Genomic DNA, 17,094 nt, shown 5'->3' with positions numbered 1-17,094 from the left:
ATCGAATGACGGACAGCACCTTCGAAGCGTTCCGGAAGGCGGAGGCGTTGCTCGCACAGCGTCGGCCTCTCGACGCGCTGCGCGAACTACAGCAGGTGCTGGACGAGGCCGGGGAGGCGCCGTCCGTGCAGCTGCTCGCCGGCCGGGCCTATCTCGGATCCGCGCAGCTGGGCCGGGCTGAGACGGCGTTTCGGAAGGTGCTCGACCTGGATCCGAGCGACCACTACGCGCGGTTCGCGCTCGGCAAGACGCTGCAGCGGCTCGGGCGCCTCGCCGAGGCGCTCGCCCAGTTGCGGATGGCGGTCGCGATGAACCCGTCACCTGAATACCAGGAAGCGCTCGGCGAGGTCAAAGCCCGGATGGCTCTGGGGAACTGATCACCGGAAGAGGGTGTCGCCCCAGAACCCTCCCTCCTTCACTCCCGGCGGCACCGCGAAGTGCCCAGAGCTCGTGTGCTCGACGTACTCCATCATCTCGTCCTTAGTGGACAGAGCCTGCTGCATCGGCACGTACTGCTTGCGCGAGTCGCGGTTGAACGCCACGAAGAACAGGCCCGCGTCGAGGTGGCCGAGGCCGTCGGAGCCGTCGGTGAAGTTGTAGCCGCGGCGCAGGATCCTCGCCCCGTTCAACGACTCCGGCGACGCGAGCCGGATGTGCGAGACCTCGCCGATCAGCGGAACCCCACCGGCGCCCCTGACGTGCAGGTCGGGCTCGTCGAACTCCTTCTGCTGCCCGAGCGGCGCGCCCTCGCCCTTGGTGCGGCCGATGATCTGCTCCTGCTCGGAGAGCGACGTGCGGTCCCAGATCTCGATGTGCATGCGGATCCGGCGCGTCACCAGGTACGTGCCGCCGACGAGCCAGTCCGGCCCGTCCTCCTTCGTGACCCAGACGTGCTCCTTGAGCAGCTCGGTGTCCTCGGCCTTGATGTTACGCGTGCCGTCCTTGAACCCGAACATGTTGCGCGGCGTCGCCTGCGAGCGCGTGGTCGACGACGTTCGGCCGAACCCGAGCTGCGACCAGCGGACCGCGACCCGGCCGAAGCCGATGCGGACCAGGTTGCGGATCGCGTGCACGGCGACCTGCGGGTCGTTCGCGCAGGCCTGGATGCAGATGTCGCCGTTGCTGCGCGCGGGATCCAGGTCGTCCTGCGGGAAGCGCGGCAGGTCGATCAGCCCGGCCGGCCGCTTGTCCTTCAGTCCGAACCTGTCGTCGAACAACGACGGCCCGAAGCCGATCGTGATCGTCAGCGCGGACGCGGGCAGGTCGAGCGCCTCGCCGGTGTCCTTGGGCGGCGCCTCGGCGTTGCCACCGACCGCACCGTTCTCCGCGGCTTCCTGACCTGCGGTCATCCGTTCCGCGGCCACCGTCCACTGCTTGAGCAGGTCGATCAGCTCGTCCCGGCTGGTCGTCTTCACGTCCAGCGCCACGAAGTGCATGTGGTCCTGCGCGGGCGTGATGATGCCCGCCTGCACGTCACCCCGGAACGGCACCTTGGCCGCGGCGACGTTCTCGACCTCGGGAGACTCCTTGGTCGCGAGCACCCCTGCCGTGGCGCCGGCACCCGCGAGCGCCACTCCCGCCCCCGCGTAGCCCAGCAGCCTCCGCCGCGAAAACCCGCTCACTTGGCCGACACCACTTCCGCGACCTTGCTGACCGGCTCGCCGAGCGCGTCGACGGCCTCTGCCAGCGCCTTGACCTCGTCCTTCGACAGCTCGGTGTAGAGCTTGAAGCCGTCGCCCTTGCGGTGCTTCTCGAGCGCCTCGTCGAGCGCCTTGAACTTCACGTCCAAAGTGGACGCGAGAGCCTTGTCCTTCTGCTCCACCACCGGCCGGAGCGCGGCGATCGCGGCCTGCGAACCGTCCACATTGGCCCGGAAGTCCCACAGGTCGGTGTGCGAGTAGCGGTCCTCCTCACCGGTGATCTTGCCGGTGGCGACCTCGTCGAGCAGCTCCTTGGCGCCGTTGGCCAGCTGCACCGGCGTCAGCTCGACCGCCTTCGCCTTGGCGACGATCTCCTTGACGTCGACGAGGAGCTGGTCCGCGATCTTCTCGGAGTCGGCCTGCAGCCCGGACTCCCACAGGTCCTTCTCGAGGCGGTGGTAACCGGTGAACGCCATGCCCTCCGCGATGACGTCCTCACGGCCGTCGATCTTGGGGTCGAGGTCGCCGAAGCTCTCCGCGACAGGCTCGATGCGCTCCCAGTAGATCCGCGACACGGGGAAGAGCGCCTTGGCGTCGTCGACCTTCTTGGCCTTGACGGCGTTGACGAACTCCTCGGTCTTCACCAGCAGCTGGTCGGCCTGCGAGTTGACGTAGCGCTGGTAGCTCTTGGTCGCCTCGGCCAGCAAGGCGTCGCCCTCGGTCGACTTCTTGCTGTCGCCCTTGACCGTGAAGTCGCCGCGGATGCCGTCACCCTTCATGCCGGGCTTGCAGGCGGTCTGGAACTTGCCGGCCTCCGTCACCTCGACGATCAGCTTGCGGCTGAGCCCAGGCCCGATGTTCTCGACCTCGCCGAGGATCCGGTCCCCCTCCGCGTAGAGGTAGAACTCGGTCACCTTGGTGCCCTTGTTGGCCACCTCGAACGTGACGGTGCCGGTGCTCGCCTCGGTCTTGGCGACCTTGCACGCGTCGTCGCTCGCCTCTACCGGGATGGCACCACTCGCAGTGTTCGTGGTGTTGCCGCTACACGCCGCCAGCACCGCGAGCGAGCCGAGAATCACTACTGCCTTGCGCACGGTCACTACTCCATTGATCAGTTGGGAACGGCGGCGCGGCGGCGCGGCCGGACGAGGAACACGGACAGGACAACCCCCACGTAGGCGACCCACGCGATGGCCTGCAGCACCGACGTGCGCTGCGAGTAGTTGAAGAACCCCTTGAGCAGCGCGCCGTACCAGGAGTCCTCCGGCACGGTGTCGCTGATGTCGAACGCGAGCGTGTCGAGCCCCGGCAGGATGGCGGCCTCCTGCAGGTCGTGAATGCCGTAGCTGAGCACCCCGGCCGCCACGAACACGAGCAGCGCACCCGTGACCGTGAAGAACTTCCCGAGGTCGAACCGGATCGCCCCCTGGTACAGCAGCGCCGCGATCACCACGGCCACCGCGATCCCGGCCAGGAACCCGAGCAGCGGCTCCGTGGTCCCCCCACCGGCAGCCTGCACGCTGGAATAGAAGAAGACGGCGGTCTCGAGCCCCTCCCGCCCAACGGACAAAAGGGACACAACGATGATCGCGAGCGGCCCGATCTTGAGCGCCTCGTCCATTTTCCCGCGCAGGTCGGCCGCGATCGTCTTGGCCGCCTTGCGCATCCAGAAGATCATTCCGGTGACGAACGCGACGGCGATGATCGACATGGTCCCGCCGAACGCTTCCTGCTGCTCGAACGACATCCCGGCAGCACTGAAGGTGATGATCGCCCCAGCCGCTACGGAGAGTGCCACGGCGGTCGCAACGCCGACCCAAACCCACTTGAGCGCGTACCTTCTGTCCGTTTTCACGAGGAATGCGATCAGGATGCTCACCACGAGCGCGGCCTCGAGGCCTTCCCGCAGCCCGATCAAGCCATTGCTGAACAACATCCCCACGCCTCCGTGAATTAGGTCGGCCTTATTTAAGGTAAGCCTCACCTGAATGTCCAGCCGCCATCGGTGCCGGTTTCATCACTTGTTCACCCGTTCGCCGCCTCCGCGAAGCACGTAGCCTGGGTTCCGTGGTCCCGCCACCGCCGACGAAGGCCCCAGCCCGCCGCCCCAACTACGGCAACATCTTCGGCCGCTTGGTCCTGGTGCTGCTGCTGATCGTCGTAGTGGCCGCAGCCGCGTGGGGCCTGGGCGCCCTGAACCGCCGCGACGCGGCCCCACTGGGCCCACCCCCGTTCCTGGTCCCGATCCAGGAGGTGGAACCAGGCGCCGCCGCCCCCGGCACCGCCTCGACCCCGGGCAACACGGACAACACAGCCGCCAACCCGCTGACCGAGTGGGCAACCCGCGTGGCGTCGAAAACCGACATCCCGGTCCGCGCCCTACAGGCCTACGCCGCCGCCGACCTGGCCATGCAACGCGAGGCCCCCGCCTGCCGCATCTCGTGGTCGACCCTGGCCGGCATCGGCCGAGTCGAATCCCGCCACGGCAGCATCAACGGCTCCCGCCTCCAGGAAAACGGCCTCCCGACCCGCCCGATCATCGGCGTCCCCCTCGACGGCTCCCCAGGAGTCCGAGCCGTCCGCGACACCGACGGCGGCCGCCTGGACGGCGACACGTCCTGGGACCGAGCCGTGGGCCCGATGCAGTTCATCCCAGGCACCTGGAACCGCTGGGCGAAGCGCGCAGCAGCCGACGGCCTCCCCCCAGACCCGCAGAACATCGACGACGCGGCCCTCACCGCCGCGCGCTACCTCTGCGCAGGCGGCTCCCGGGACCTGGGCACGGGCCAGGGCTGGTGGGCAGCGGTGATGGCCTACAACAACTCCGTGGAGTACGGCCAAAGCGTGTTCAGCGGCGCCGACGCCTACGCACGGGCAAGCGTCACCCAGTAGCCGCCACCCCCAGCCCCTTGCACATGTTGGCGGTAGTTAGCGACGTCTCGATCATGCGTTGGTAGTACTTGCACACGCCATCAAGCCCCTGCCGAAGGCGCGGAGGACGTGGACAAGACCTCAGCAGGGGAAGCCGGCAACTCCAGACTCACCACAACGACCCGATCACCAGCCCGCTGAGACCCCTCAGACCGCCCATGCGGCCCAGACTCCCCCTTCTCACAGGGAGGCTGAACAGGCGGCGTAACAACAGGCGGCAGAGGGTCCTCAGACCGAGGCGTGGAGCTGGGCGGAGCCTGCCCAGAAGAACTAGCAGGCGAAGAACTCCCAGTAGCCGTGGCAACAGGCGGCGCAGGAGGCTCGGCCACCGAAGTCGACGTGGTAACCACCGGCGGCGCGGAAGTGTCCGAAGTGGACCCGCCACCACCAGGATCCGCGGGCACCTCATTCCGAGCATCAACAGCACGCTTCGCACCACCAGCCCGAACGGTCTCGGTGACAGTGGACACCGCAACCCGAGTCAGCGTGGCCGGCCGAGCAGCCCGAGCCTCCCGAGCAGCCCCCTCCACCACCACGGTCTCGGTGACGGTGGACAACGAGGTCGCAGTCTCGAACGGCTCTGTCCACCACTGCGACGTGGGCCGGGACGGCGGCGGCACGGCGAGCGGCGCCTCGTCCGGCGACCCGGTCAGCGCGATCAACGCGAACATGCCGCCGAGTGCCAGGAACGGCACGACGACCACGGCTCCGATGCATCCGCGACCGCTGCGCGGCTCTTGACGGTGACTCATCTGGGGCACCCCCGAACGGTGACAACTGTTCCACGTGGTTGATCGTCCACATGGAACAGTCCGTCACAGTTCTTTAGTCACACGATGGGGTGTTCAAGCCAGCGGCGGCAACTCCGGAGCGTGAGCAGCTGGCGAAGACGAGAGGCTTTCCAGGGCCAGCGAAACGGCCTTCTCCAGCTGCGGGTCGCGCCCGGAAACGCGGTCGGACGGCGTCATGACCACCTCGATGTCCGGGTCGACGCCGTAGTTCTCCACGGCCCATCCGTGACCCTTGAACCACGATGCATACCTCGGTTGGGTGACCATGGTGCCGTCGACGAGCGTGTAGAGCATGTCGATGCCGATGACGCCGCCCCACGTCCGGACGCCGACGACCGGTCCGATGCCGAGCTCCTTGATGGCCACGTTGACGATGTCGCCGTCGGAACCCGCGTACTCGTCGGCCACCGCCACGACCGGGCCGCGCGGCGCGTCCTGCGGGTATGGCTCGGACGCCGTGTAGCCGCGCGCGACCGACCAGCCGATGACCTTGCGGCCCAGCTTCTCGATCACCAGCTGCGAGGTGTGGCCACCGCCGTTCTCGCGGACGTCCAGCACGAGGGCCTCGCGCGCAAGCTCCACGCGCAGGTCGCGGTGCAGCTGAGCCCAGCCGGCGCCCATCATGTCCGGCACGTGCAGGTAGCCCACGCGGCCGCCGGACAGCGCGTGTGTGAACGCACGGCGGTTCGCCACCCAGTCGTGATAGCGCAGTGGCTCCTCATCGGCCAACGGCACGACCACGACCCGACGCAGCTCGCCACCACCAGCAGGGCGCACGGTCAGCTCCACGGGCTTACCGGCGGTCCCCACCAACAACGCGCCGGGCCCGGCGATACCGACCGGACGGCCGTCCACGGCCACGATGGCGTCACCCGCGCGCACGGCCACGCCAGGCGCGGCCAGCGGTGAACGGGCGTGCGGGTCGGACGTCTCGCCGGGGATCACGCGCGCGACGGTCCAGGAACCGTCGACCAGAGCGAGGTCGGCCCCGAGCAGGCCCTGGCGGCGGGACGCGGGCACGCGCGGCGACTCGCCCCAGACGTAGGCGTGCGAGGTGCCGAGCTCTCCCTGCACCTCCCACAGCAGGTCGACCAGGTCGTCGTGGCTGCCCACCTGGGCCACCAGCGGCCGGTAGCGGTCGAGCTCGCCCTGCCAGTCGACGCCGCCCATGTCGGTGCGCCAGAAGTGGTCGCGCATGAGCCTGCCGTTCTCGGCGTACATCTGCGCCCACTCGGCGGCCGGGTCGATCACGACCCGCACGCGCGCCAGGTCGATGTCGACGTAGTCGGGCGAGTCCTCGTCGACCTTGCTGTCGGACGGCACGACCCGCAGGTCGCCGCGGTCCTCGATGACCATCCGCTTGCCGTCGCCGGACACCGCAAACGCTTCCGCGCTGTCCGCCAGGCACTCCGCCTTCTGCTTCGTGAAGTCGAACCGCTCCAGCACCGTGCGCGGCGGCCGCGCTTCCGGCGAGGCCAGGTTGTCGCCGAGCACCCCGAGCAACGGCCGACGCAGCCACAGCAACCCGCCGCGGGCGGCCTTCAGCGAGACGTAGTCGGCGGCCGCGACGGGCACCGGCACCACGCGGTCGGCGAGGCCTTCGAGGTCGACCTTCGTGGTCGACGGCTTCTCGTCCTCGTCGTCGGAGTCCTTGTCCTCGTCGCCGACCGGACGCCCGCCATGCATCGGGTGGAACGGCGACGGCGTGGTGGCGGCCAACGGCACGAGGTGCGGCCGGCAGCCCGTGGGGAACGACAGGTCGAACACGTGCGCGTCGTACACCGGGTCGAACGTGCGGACCGACAGGAACGCCAGGTACTTGCCGTCCTCGGTGAACGACGGCGCGAAGTCGGAGAACCGCAGCGGCGTCACGTCCACAACGGACAGATCCGAGGCGTTCGCCATCCTGATGTGCCGCAACGGGGTCGGCCCTGGATGCGACCACGCGAGCCACGACGAGTCCGGCGAGAACGCGAGGTGCGTGACGTGCGCGTTGGCACCGGAGACGACCTCGCGCACCTCACCGGAAGCGATGTCCACCAACAACAACCGGCCGTCGTGCGTCGCCACGGCAACGCGCGAGCCGTCCGGCGCGGCGGCCAGCGACATGACGCGGCCGAGCTGCCCGGAGGCGATCCGGCGAGCCGTGTTGCCCGGCTCGACGCCGCCGACGGGCGCGATCTCGAGGGCTTCCTCGCCCTCGACGTCGGTCACCCACACCACGTGGTTGGTCTCGCCGAGCACCTTCGGCAGTCGCGCGCGAACGTCCGAGCGGTCGGACAGCGCGCGCACTGGACCGTCGCGATGCGTCACCCAGTGCACGGAACCGCGCACCTCGACGGCCGAGGCGCGGCCGGTGTGGTCGACGCTGAACGACTCGACGTTGCCGGAAGCCTTGACGTGGTGCCGTTGCAGGCCGGTGCGCGGGCCGCCCAGCTTGATGTCGAGCTTGCGCAGGTCCGACAGGCCTTCGAGCAGCCACAGCTCGCCTGCCTGGTGGAAGATCACCCGCGAGCCGTCGGTGGAAGCGTTGCGCGCGTAGAACTCCCCGGCCGAGTGGCGGCGCAGGTCGGTGCCGTCCGGCAGCACGGAGTACACGCTGCCGACACCGTCGTGGTCGGACAGGAACGCGATCCGCCCGTCGACCCACATCGGGTTCGTCAGCGACGACTTCAGGTCGCCGAGGATCCGGGAGAACTCACCGGTGCCCTCGAGGTCCACCCACAGCTTGCCGGCGGTGCCACCGCGGTACCGCTTCCACCACGCCGGTTCCTGCATGTAGCTGGACGACGTGACGACCTGGCCGTCCGGGCCGAACGAGACGTCGTTGACCCACCCGTACGGCAGCAGCTCCGGCGGTCCGCCGTCCAGCGGAACCGCGAGCGCCTGCTTGCGGTGGCGCGACATCTGGCCGGTGGTCGACACGGCGAGCACCCGCCCGTCCGGCAGCCAGCCGGACACGGCCGTACGGGCCACGCCCCAGTGCGTCAACCGGCGTGCGGGTCCACCGTCCACAGGCGCCACCCGGACCTCCGGTGCGCCGTCGATCCAGCTGGCCCAGGCCAACTGTGTGCCGTCGGGGGAAAACCGGGGTGTACGGGCGGGCACCTGATCGGCGGACGCCCGCCAGGCCCTTCCTCCGTCGACGGGCGCGAGCCACACGTCGTCCTCGGCCACGAACGTCACCAAGTCACCGCGCAGGTGCGGGTACCGCAGGTAAGTCACGAGATCGACGTTAGCCCACGTTCACCGTTTCAGGCTGGCCAAAATCGCCGCCAGTCCTCTGCCGTGAGCGAATCCAGACCTTCGGCCCGTGCCTTGGCCTCCGCCTCGCGGACGTTCGCGGCGAAACGGCGGCACACCTGGCGAAGCTCCGTCTCCGGATCCTCACCCGCGAGCTTCGCCAGCGCGGTCACGGCGAACAACGCCGTGCCCGTGTCGTCGCCCTCCGGCAGCAGGTCGACGGGGAAGCCCGCGCGTTTGGTGCGCTGCACCAGTTTCGCGGCCAGCGCGACCGCGGGCTGACCGAGCGCGACACCGTCCACACTGGACTCACGCCGCTTCTCGACCTGCTTCAGCTCCTCCCACCGGTGCTCCTGCGAGGTCGCGTCGTGCACGGCCGGATCGTGGCCCTCGAAGACGTGCGGGTGCCGGCCGACGAGCTTCGCCACCAGGTCGGACGCGACCGCGTCGATGTCGAACGGGTCACCTGGGTCCTCGGCCGCGACCCGCGAATGGAACAGCACCTGGAGCAGCACATCGCCGAGCTCCTCGCGCATCGCCGCGCGGTCGCCGTCCTCGATGGCCTCCAGCAGCTCGAAGGTCTCCTCGAGCAGGTACTGGCGCAACGACAGGTGGTCCTGCTCGGCGTCCCACGGACAGCCGCCGGGAGAACGCAGCCGGTGCATGACGGCGGCCGCGTCGAGCAGCGCGGCTCCCATCGGCTCCGGCGTCGTGATCACGTGGGCGTCCGGGCGCAGAGACAGTTCTGCCGGCTCGGTCGTGATCACCACTGCGCCGTCGGGGACCTCGGCGGGCGCGGGCCCGTCGACACCGAGGGACGACCAGAACTCCAACGGCACGCCCTCGCCCGCGTAGACGGCCTTGGCGGACCGCAACGCGGGCAGGGCGGCAGCCGGCAGCACGGCGTCGAGCCGCTCGCTGAGGACGATGACGGTGATCAAGACTTGTTCTGCGGCTTCGGGGCCAGGATGAAACCGTTCGTGCCGCGCTCGGAGGTCGGGATGACCCTCATCGCGACCGGGTCCCACAAGCCGTAGCGCGGGCTGACCGTCACGGGCACGTCCGAGGTGAGGAACAGGGCCATGCGCAGGCCGAAGTCGGCGGTCACCTTCGAGGTGCCGTCGGTGTCCGGCGCGGAGGCGACCATGCCGCGCTTCTTCACCTGCGCGACGACCCAGTTCGAGTTCGCGCCCTGCAGGCCGAACGCGACCACGGAGCCCTCCTGCGCGCCGAACACCGGTGTGGTCAGCAGTTCCGCCGCCTGCTCGGAGGCACGGAGCTTGACGTCGGACGACGCGGTCGGCTGCCCGGAGCTGTCCGGTGGCGCGGCCTGCAGGTGCTCCTTCATCTTGGCGGGGTCAGCTGCGATCTCCTTCGCCGCCGCCTCCGCCTCCTTGCGGTCCTTCGCGTAGAAGAAGTCGATCTCGATGTTGAGCTTGTTCACGAACCGCTTGCCGAGCTCGACCCGCAGCAGCACGTCGTGCACCCAGTCACGCACGGTCTCCCGCGTGTGGTAGACCTGCGGCTCCCGCACGAGCGTGTCGACGCCGCCCGCCCGGTCGATCACCTTCTCGATCGCGTCCTCGCCGACCGACACGCCCTCGCGTTCCGCGGCGATGCGCACCAGTTTGCGGGTGAGCTCCTCGGTGACGATGTCCCGCGAGGTGAGGTCGAGCTTGCCCTGTTCGAGCTGCTGCCGCGCGTTCGGCTTCTCCTTGAGCATCGCGTTGACGCGCTGCTGCACGGTGTCCAGCGAGATCGACTCGCTGCCGACGATCACCGCGACGCCGGGCTGGTTCGGGCCGGTGCCACACCCGGTGGCGGCCAGCAGCGCCACGGCAACACCGACCAGCGAGAAACGCTTCAGAACAGTGCTCACGAGGACCTACCTTCTCACGCCGTCGTGACCGGGGTCACGGGAGTCCCCGCGAGTGAGTCGAGGAACGCACCGCACCAGTCGAGCAACTCCTGGTCGCGCAGCTGCGGTGCGCCCATCCGGCCGCCCGCCGCCCCCTCCGTCGGCCTAGGCACCGTCACGGTGCCCATGGCCTGCTTGTAGACGGCCTTCGGGAACAGCCGGCGCATCCTGACCAGCTGTGAGTCGCGCAGTTCGACCTTCGCGAACCGCAGGTTCTGCCCCATCGCGATCACCTCGGTGACGCCGTGGCGGCGGCAGATGTGCCGCAGCCTCGCCACCCCCAGCAGGCGTTCGACCGGCTCCGGAGGCGTGCCGTAGCGGTCCTTGAGCTCGTCCCACACGGCCTGCAGCGCGGCTTCGTCGGAGGCCGCCGCGATCTTGCGGTAGGCCTCCAGCCGGAGCCGTTCGCCGGGCACGTACTCGTGCGGGATGTGCGCGTCGACGGGCAGGTCGACCCTGACCTCGGCGAGCTCTTCCTCCTCGACGCCGTCCGCGCCCGCGTGCTTGCGGAACGCCTCGACGGCCTCGCCGACGAGCCGCACGTACAGGTCGAAGCCGACGCCCGCGATGTGACCGGACTGCTCGGCGCCGAGGATGTTGCCCGCGCCGCGGATCTCCAGGTCCTTCATCGCGACGGCCATGCCGGCGCCCAGCTCGGTGTTCTGCGCGATCGTGGCGAGCCGGTCGTGCGCGGTCTCGGTCAGCGGCGTCTCGGCCGGGTACAGGAAGTACGCGTACCCGCGCTCACGGCCACGGCCGACCCGTCCGCGCAGCTGGTGCAGCTGGGCGAGGCCGAGCAGGTCGCCGCGCTCGACGATCAACGTGTTGGCGTTGGAGATGTCGAGGCCCGTCTCGACGATCGTTGTGCAGACGAGGACGTCGAACTCGCGCTCCCAGAAACCCTGGATGATCTTCTCCAGGCGATCTTCGTTCATCTGGCCGTGCGCGGTGACGACCCGTGCTTCCGGCACGAGCTCGCGGATCCGGCGTGCGGCCTTCTCGATCGACGAGACCCTGTTGTGCACGAAGAAGACCTGGCCGTCGCGCAACAGCTCGCGGCGGATCGCGGCGGCGACCTGCTTGTCGTCGTACGCGCCGACGTAGGTGAGGATCGGGTGCCGTTCCTCCGGCGGGGTCAGGATCGTCGACATCTCGCGGATGCCGGCGAGCGACATCTCCAGCGTGCGCGGGATCGGCGTCGCGGACATCGTCAGCACGTCGACGTGCGTGCGCAGCGCCTTGATGTGCTCCTTGTGCTCCACACCGAACCGCTGCTCCTCGTCGACGATCACGAGGCCCAGGTCCTTGTAACGCACGGTCTTCTGCAGGAGCCGGTGCGTGCCGATGACGATGTCGACCTCACCGTGCGCGAGGCCCGCGATGGTCTGCTCGGACTCCTGCGCGTCGGTGAAGCGGCTCAGCCCCTTGATGTTCACCGGGAACTGGCGCATGCGCTCGGAGAACGTGTTGAGGTGCTGCTGGGCCAGCAGCGTCGTCGGCACCAGCACGGCGACCTGCTTGCCGTCCTGCACGGCCTTGAACGCCGCGCGGACCGCGATCTCCGTCTTGCCGTAGCCGACGTCACCGCAGATGACGCGGTCCATCGGCACACCGCGTTCCATGTCGGCCTTGACCTCGTCGATCGCGGCCATCTGGTCCTGCGTCTCGGTGAACGCGAACGCGTCCTCCAGCTCGCGCTGCCACGGCGTGTCACTCGCGAACGCGTGGCCGGGAGCTGACTGCCGGGCAGCGTAGAGCTGCACGAGCTCGGCCGCGATCTGCTTGACCGCCTTGCGCGCCTTGGACTTCGTGTTCTTCCAGTCGCTGCCGCCGAGCTTGTTGAGCGACGGCAGCTCACCGCCGACGTACCTGCTGACCTCGTCGAGCTGGTCGGTCGGGACGAACAGCCGGTCGCCGGGATGACCGCGTTTGCTGCTCGCGTACTCGAGCACGAGGTACTCGCGGGTGGCAGACGCACCCGCAGTGTCCTTGGTCGTGCGCTGCACCATCTCGACGTACTTGCCGATGCCGTGCTGCTCGTGCACCACGAAGTCGCCCGCCTTGAGCGCCAACGGGTCCACCGCGTTGCGCCGCCGCGACGGCATCCTGCGCATGTCCTTTGTGGACGTTCCACCGCGACCGCCGGTCAGGTCGGTCTCGGTGAGCACGACCAGCGCGAGGTCCGGCAGCACGAAGCCGTCCTCGAGCGCACCGCGGACGACGGTGACGGTGCCGGCTTTCGGTGCCTCGTCGAGGCTTTCGACGCAGACCGCGGAGACGTCGGCTTCCTTGAGCCGCTCGACGGCGCGCTGCGCGGTACCGGCACCGGGGACGACCAGCACGGCCGCGCCACCGGTCGCGGTGTGCGCCTTGAGGTCGGCGAACGCGCGCTCGACGTCGCCCTGGTAGGCCTCGACCGGCTTCACGTCGAGGTGCACGACGTCCGGCGCGTCGGTGGTGAGCTGGGTGAGCGTCCACCACGGGCGGTCGTTGGCGCGCGCCCGCTCCGCGATCTCGCTGATGCTCTGGTAGGCGCTGCGACCGAGGTCGATCGGCGCCTTGCCACCGGCGGCCGCGGCCATCCAGGAGGCTTCGAGGAACTCCTGGCCGGTGCGCACCAGGTCGGCGGCCCTCGCCCGGATCTTCTCCGGGTCGTTGAGCAGCACGTGGGTGCCCGGCTCGACCACTTCGGTGAGCAGCTGGAGCTCACCGGGGCAGAGCGCGGGGATGAGCGCCTCCATGCCCTCCACCGCGATGCCGCCCGAGATCTTCTCCAGCATCTCGGCGAGATGAGCGTCCGACTGGTGCTCCTCCGCGAGGTCGGCAGCGCGCTGCTTCACGTCGTCGGTCAGCAGCAGCTCGCGGCACGGCGGCGCGACGAACTCGATGACCTCGTCCGGCAGCGACCGCTGGTCCTGCACCGAGAACGGCCGGATCTCGCTGACCTCGTCGCCCCAGAACTCGACGCGGAACGGGTGCTCCGCGGTGGGCGGGAAGATGTCGAGGATGCCGCCGCGGGTCGCGTACTCGCCGCGCTTCTCGACCATGTCGACGCGCGTGTAGGCGTTCTCCGCGAGCCGCGTGATCAGCTCGGCGAAGTCCTGCTCCTCGCCCACCTTGAGGTGAACGGGCTTGAGCTCGCCGAGGTCCGGCGCCATCGGCTGGATGAGGCTGCGGACCGTCGTGACGAGAACCCTGATCGGGTTGCCTTCGGGGTGCTTGAGCCTGCGCAGCACCTGCAGGCGCGCGCCCACGGTGTCGGCGCGCGGCGAGAGCCGTTCGTGCGGCAGCGTCTCCCAGCTGGGGAAGAACGCGACCTTGTCGGCGCCGATCAGGTCCTTGAGGACGTTGGTCAGTTCTTCCGCCTCGCGACCGGTGGCGGTCACGGCGAGGACGGGCCTGGCGGTGGACAGCGCCGCGGCCACGAGCGGGCGGGCGGCCAGCGGGCCGTCCAGCTCCAGCTCGGGCACACCGGCGGAGTCGATCAACGTGCGGAGGGCTTTGTCGGGCAGGACACCATCGAGCAGGCCGAGCAGCGGCATGTGAGAAACCCCGTCGAGTACGGAACGCCAGACAGACCCCTGCCTGGGACGAGGGGTCTCATCCCCACCTTAGCTCGTGCGGCGAACCGTTATCGGGTGGCTTCCGGCAGCCCGGCCGTGAGGTCGACCTCGACCAGCTGACCTGGGAATCCGAGCTGCGCCACCCCGAGCAGCGTGCTCGCGGTGGTGAACGCGGGCCCCAGCGCCGAACCGGTGAGCAGCCGCCAGACCTCGGCCAACGCCTCGCGGTCGGAGCTCACCACGTACACGACGGTCCGCACCACGTGCCGGGGTTCCGCACCGGCCGCGGCCAGGGCGGTGAGGGCGTTCGACACGACCTGGCCGACCTGCGCGGCGAGATCGCCCTCGCCGACGAGCTCACCGCCGGGGCCGATCGGGCACTGCCCAGCCAGGTAGGCGGTGCGGCCCGTCTCCACGATCGTGACGTGGTGGTAGCCGGGCGGTGCGTGCAGCTCGGCCGGGTTGACGCGGGTGATCTCCACGCGCTGACCGTGCCACGGCGAAAACGGGTGGCTCCAGCGAATATCGGCCAGTCACCCTGTGCGGTGCGGAAATGAGAGAGATCAGGGCTGACTACGACGATCAGTCCATCGTGGTCTACCAGGCGTATTCGCCGCAGATCGCGTCACCGGCCGTGGCGGCTCAGCGGTTCGTGCCGCCGTTCAAGATGGAGCGGATGACGTGGATCAAGCCGTCGTTCCTCTGGATGATGTACCGCTGCGGATACGCCCGGAAGGAAGGCCAGGAACGCGTCCTGGCCGTGCGGATCACCCGAGAGGGCTTCGACTGGGCGGTCGCGAACGCCGTCGAGAGCAACATCTCCGGCAAGCCCGCCGTGCGCGTGCAGTGGGATCCGGAGCGCGGGCTTCGGCACGAGGCGTTGCCGCACCGGTCGATCCAGATCGGCCTCACGCGTGAGGCCGTTCAGAAGTACGTGCACGAGTGGACCGTGAGCATCACCGACGTGACGGACCTTGCGCGCGAGGTGCACGCGGCGGTGCGCGCTGGTGATGACGACAAGGCGCGCGCGTTGCTGCCGGTTGAGCGGCCTTACGGAACCACCACGGCACAAAAAGCATAGTTAGGACATGCGCGCACTCGTTGCTGGGTTGGTGCTGGTGGTCGCGGCCTGTGCCACGCCGGAACCAGGCGGCAACGCGCCGTCGAAGGCACCCGTGCCCCAAGGCCTGAAGATCGACGAGATCGCCGGAGGCTTCGAGCACGCCTGGGACATCGGCTTCCTCCCGGACGGCTCGATGCTCGTCACCGAACGCCCTGCCCGGATGAAGCTCGTCAAGAACGGCAAGGTCACCCCGGTCGACGTCGACCTCTCCGACGTCCAGGTGCGCGGCGAGGGTGGCCTGATGGGCATGGTCGTGCACCCCGACGGCCGGCGCTTCACCGCCTGCTACAACACCGCCAAGGACGTGCGGCTCGTGACGTTCCGCCTCGACGGCACCAAGGCCACCAAGGTCAAGGACCTCCTCACCGGCATGCCGAGCAACCCGAGCGGCAGGCACTCCGGGTGCCGGCCGACCCTCGCGCCGGACGGGACGATGTTCGTGGCGACGGGCGACATCGCGCAGGGCCGCAACCCGCAGGACAGGACCAGCCTCGGCGGCAAGGTGCTGCGGATCGACCCCGAGACCGGCGAGGGCGCGAAGGACAACCCGTTCGCGAGCTCGGCCAACGCCAACGAGCGCCGGATCTACACCTACGGCCACCGCAACGTGCAGGGCGTGGTGTTCCGGCCGAACACCGACCAGGTGTTCTCCAGCGAGCACGGACCGGACGTCGACGACGAGGTCAACCTGCTCAAGGCGGGCGCCAACTACGGGTGGGACCCGTCCAAGGGCGGCACGCAGGGTGGCTACGACGAGGACGTGCCGATGACGGACCTGCAGCGGTTCCCGGACGCGGTGCCGGCCGTGTGGTCGTCCGGGTCGCCCACCGAGGCGATCTGCCAGGCCGCGTTCTGGCAGGGCAAGCTCGCGATCACGGCGCTGAAGGGCTCGAAGCTGATGCTCTTCACGCTCGACGACGCGGGCAAGGTGCAGAACGTCAGCATCCCCGAGCAGCTGAACGACAAGTACGGACGGCTGCGCGCCGCCCGCACCGGGCCGGACGGGGCGCTCTACATCACGACGTCCAACGGCACGAACGACAAGCTGCTGAAGCTCACAGGAGCCGGGTGAGCCCCCGGACGAACGCCTGCTGCTCGTCGCCCAGCCCCGCGAAGTAGGCGACGTCGGCGTCCTCGACGTCCTTCATGGCCTTGGCCACCAGCGCCCTGCCGTCGTCGGTCAGCGACAGCAGCCGCGCACGGGAGTCCGCCGGATCGACCTCCCGCGAGATCAGCGCACGGTCAGCGAGCTTGCGCAGGACCTGCGAGGTCATCATCGGGTCGGTGCCCGCGTGCTCGGCCAGGCGCTGCTGCGAGGGCGCGCCGCTGTGGTTGACCAGCCACCACAACGACGCGAGCAGCACGAACTGGACGTGCGTGAGGTCGTGCGGGGCCAGCGCCGCCCGCATGGCCCGCTGCCACGCGAGCGTCACCCGCCACAACAGGAAGCCCGGCGAATCGTCCGGGCCGGAGAACCGCGTCACGACGCCAATTTCACCAGCGCCTCGACCGCGTCCGGCAAGTCGGCCGTCACGACGGGCCCGAGGGCTTGTGCGGCAGGCCCCTCGATGACCACCGAGTGCGTGACCCGGACGCCCTCGGCCAGCCGCTCGACGCGGTGGCTGAACCGCAGCAGAGCGCCTGGCACCGCCGTCTCGTCCACGAAGCCGACGCCGTCCTCCACGGACGTCAGCGTGAACTGGATCGGCCCCTGCCCCTTGACCACCATCGTGCCGCTCGACCCCTCGGCGAATGGACCGGACAGCGTCACGGACTCCAGACCCTCGTCCCACTCCGTCCACCTGGAGACATCGCTCCACAGCTCCCACACCGCCGCCACGCCGGCCGGACCTTCGACGCTGTGCTCGAACTCGTAATTTGCCAT

The 17,094-nt window shown here is 69.4% G+C and carries 15 protein-coding genes; 5 read left to right on the top strand and 10 right to left on the bottom strand.

Features of this window, described 5'->3' with window-relative positions:
* The first annotated feature begins 5 nt into the window (after positions 1–5).
* Positions 6–377, top strand: coding sequence for a tetratricopeptide repeat protein (locus tag JOD27_RS10890; protein WP_204761962.1), 372 nt, complete (start codon positions 6–8; stop codon positions 375–377).
* On the opposite strand, the gene efeB is transcribed toward JOD27_RS10890, so the two are convergent.
* From efeB to efeU, 3 genes are read right to left on the bottom strand one after another with little or no spacing between them, the layout of a single operon-like run.
* A complete protein-coding gene (gene efeB, locus JOD27_RS10885) occupies positions 378–1,622 on the bottom strand; it encodes an iron uptake transporter deferrochelatase/peroxidase subunit (protein WP_204761961.1) in 1,245 nt (414 codons plus the stop codon).
* Positions 1,619–2,740, bottom strand: a complete 1,122-nt coding sequence (gene efeO, locus JOD27_RS10880) for an iron uptake system protein EfeO (protein ID WP_204761960.1) — start codon at positions 2,738–2,740, stop codon at positions 1,619–1,621. Before efeO ends, efeB begins: the two co-directional genes overlap by 4 nt.
* An 11-nt stretch (positions 2,741–2,751) precedes the next feature.
* Positions 2,752–3,576: an iron uptake transporter permease EfeU gene (gene efeU / locus JOD27_RS10875; RefSeq protein ID WP_204761959.1), complete on the bottom strand. Its 825-nt coding sequence runs from the start codon at positions 3,574–3,576 to the stop codon at positions 2,752–2,754.
* Positions 3,577–3,707: 131 nt separating this feature from the next.
* Between efeU and JOD27_RS10870 the strand changes: the two genes are divergently transcribed.
* The gene (locus JOD27_RS10870) at positions 3,708–4,532 is read left to right on the top strand and encodes a lytic transglycosylase domain-containing protein (RefSeq protein WP_204761958.1); all 825 of its coding nucleotides are present in this window, start codon (positions 3,708–3,710) and stop codon (positions 4,530–4,532) included.
* A 582-nt stretch (positions 4,533–5,114) separates the two neighbouring features.
* Positions 5,115–5,312, top strand: a complete 198-nt coding sequence (locus JOD27_RS10865; RefSeq protein WP_204761957.1) for a hypothetical protein — start codon at positions 5,115–5,117, stop codon at positions 5,310–5,312.
* A 104-nt stretch (positions 5,313–5,416) separates the two neighbouring features.
* On the opposite strand, the gene JOD27_RS10860 is transcribed toward JOD27_RS10865, so the two are convergent.
* The 5 genes from JOD27_RS10860 to JOD27_RS10840 form a co-directional block, all read right to left on the bottom strand.
* A complete protein-coding gene (locus JOD27_RS10860; protein ID WP_204761956.1) occupies positions 5,417–8,587 on the bottom strand; it encodes a S41 family peptidase in 3,171 nt (1,056 codons plus the stop codon).
* A 29-nt stretch (positions 8,588–8,616) separates the two neighbouring features.
* Positions 8,617–9,546: a nucleoside triphosphate pyrophosphohydrolase gene (locus JOD27_RS10855; protein WP_204761955.1), complete on the bottom strand. Its 930-nt coding sequence runs from the start codon at positions 9,544–9,546 to the stop codon at positions 8,617–8,619.
* Entirely contained in the window at positions 9,543–10,484 is a 942-nt protein-coding gene (locus JOD27_RS10850) for a SurA N-terminal domain-containing protein (RefSeq protein ID WP_204761954.1), read from the bottom strand. Before JOD27_RS10850 ends, JOD27_RS10855 begins: the two co-directional genes overlap by 4 nt.
* A 14-nt stretch (positions 10,485–10,498) precedes the next feature.
* A complete protein-coding gene (mfd, locus tag JOD27_RS10845; RefSeq protein ID WP_204761953.1) occupies positions 10,499–14,065 on the bottom strand; it encodes a transcription-repair coupling factor in 3,567 nt (1,188 codons plus the stop codon).
* An 89-nt stretch (positions 14,066–14,154) separates the two neighbouring features.
* Positions 14,155–14,568, bottom strand: a complete 414-nt coding sequence (locus JOD27_RS10840; RefSeq protein WP_204761952.1) for a RidA family protein — start codon at positions 14,566–14,568, stop codon at positions 14,155–14,157.
* A gap of 71 nt (positions 14,569–14,639) precedes the next feature.
* Between JOD27_RS10840 and JOD27_RS10835 the strand changes: the two genes are divergently transcribed.
* Both JOD27_RS10835 and JOD27_RS10830 read left to right on the top strand, forming a co-directional pair.
* On the top strand, positions 14,640–15,167 hold the full coding sequence (locus JOD27_RS10835) for a DUF4291 domain-containing protein (protein ID WP_204761951.1): 528 nt from the start codon (positions 14,640–14,642) through the stop codon (positions 15,165–15,167).
* 7 nt (positions 15,168–15,174) lie between these two features.
* Positions 15,175–16,281 carry a PQQ-dependent sugar dehydrogenase gene (locus JOD27_RS10830; RefSeq protein WP_204761950.1) on the top strand — a complete coding sequence of 369 codons (1,107 nt, stop codon included), beginning with the start codon at positions 15,175–15,177 and terminating at the stop codon, positions 16,279–16,281.
* Here JOD27_RS10830 and JOD27_RS10825 read toward each other — a convergent pair.
* Together JOD27_RS10825 and JOD27_RS10820 are read right to left on the bottom strand one after the other, a co-directional pair.
* Positions 16,265–16,693: a MarR family winged helix-turn-helix transcriptional regulator gene (locus JOD27_RS10825; protein WP_307830060.1), complete on the bottom strand. Its 429-nt coding sequence runs from the start codon at positions 16,691–16,693 to the stop codon at positions 16,265–16,267. The genes JOD27_RS10830 and JOD27_RS10825 overlap by 17 nt on opposite strands.
* Complete coding sequence (locus JOD27_RS10820; RefSeq protein WP_204761949.1) at positions 16,690–17,094, bottom strand: SRPBCC family protein; 405 nt, start codon at positions 17,092–17,094, stop codon at positions 16,690–16,692. The genes JOD27_RS10825 and JOD27_RS10820 overlap by 4 nt, the downstream gene beginning before the upstream one ends.

Source organism: Lentzea nigeriaca (assembly GCF_016907955.1).
GTDB classification, from domain to species: Bacteria; Actinomycetota; Actinomycetes; order Mycobacteriales; family Pseudonocardiaceae; genus Lentzea; species Lentzea nigeriaca.
The sequence above is the reverse complement of the archived record's forward strand: the minus strand, read 5'-3'. Positions and strand labels throughout refer to the sequence as shown.

Excerpts from the sequence above, each read along its gene's own strand:
- mfd (WP_204761953.1), bottom strand. The coding sequence starts at position 14,065 with ATGCCGCTGCTCGGCCTGCTCGATGGTGTCCTGCCCGACAAAGCCCTC.
- JOD27_RS10830 (WP_204761950.1), top strand. The coding sequence starts at position 15,175 with ATGCGCGCACTCGTTGCTGGGTTGGTGCTGGTGGTCGCGGCCTGTGCC.
- JOD27_RS10890 (WP_204761962.1), top strand. The coding sequence starts at position 6 with ATGACGGACAGCACCTTCGAAGCGTTCCGGAAGGCGGAGGCGTTGCTC.
- JOD27_RS10820 (WP_204761949.1), bottom strand. The coding sequence starts at position 17,094 with ATGGCAAATTACGAGTTCGAGCACAGCGTCGAAGGTCCGGCCGGCGTG.
- efeU (WP_204761959.1), bottom strand. The coding sequence starts at position 3,576 with ATGTTGTTCAGCAATGGCTTGATCGGGCTGCGGGAAGGCCTCGAGGCC.
- JOD27_RS10835 (WP_204761951.1), top strand. The coding sequence starts at position 14,640 with ATGAGAGAGATCAGGGCTGACTACGACGATCAGTCCATCGTGGTCTAC.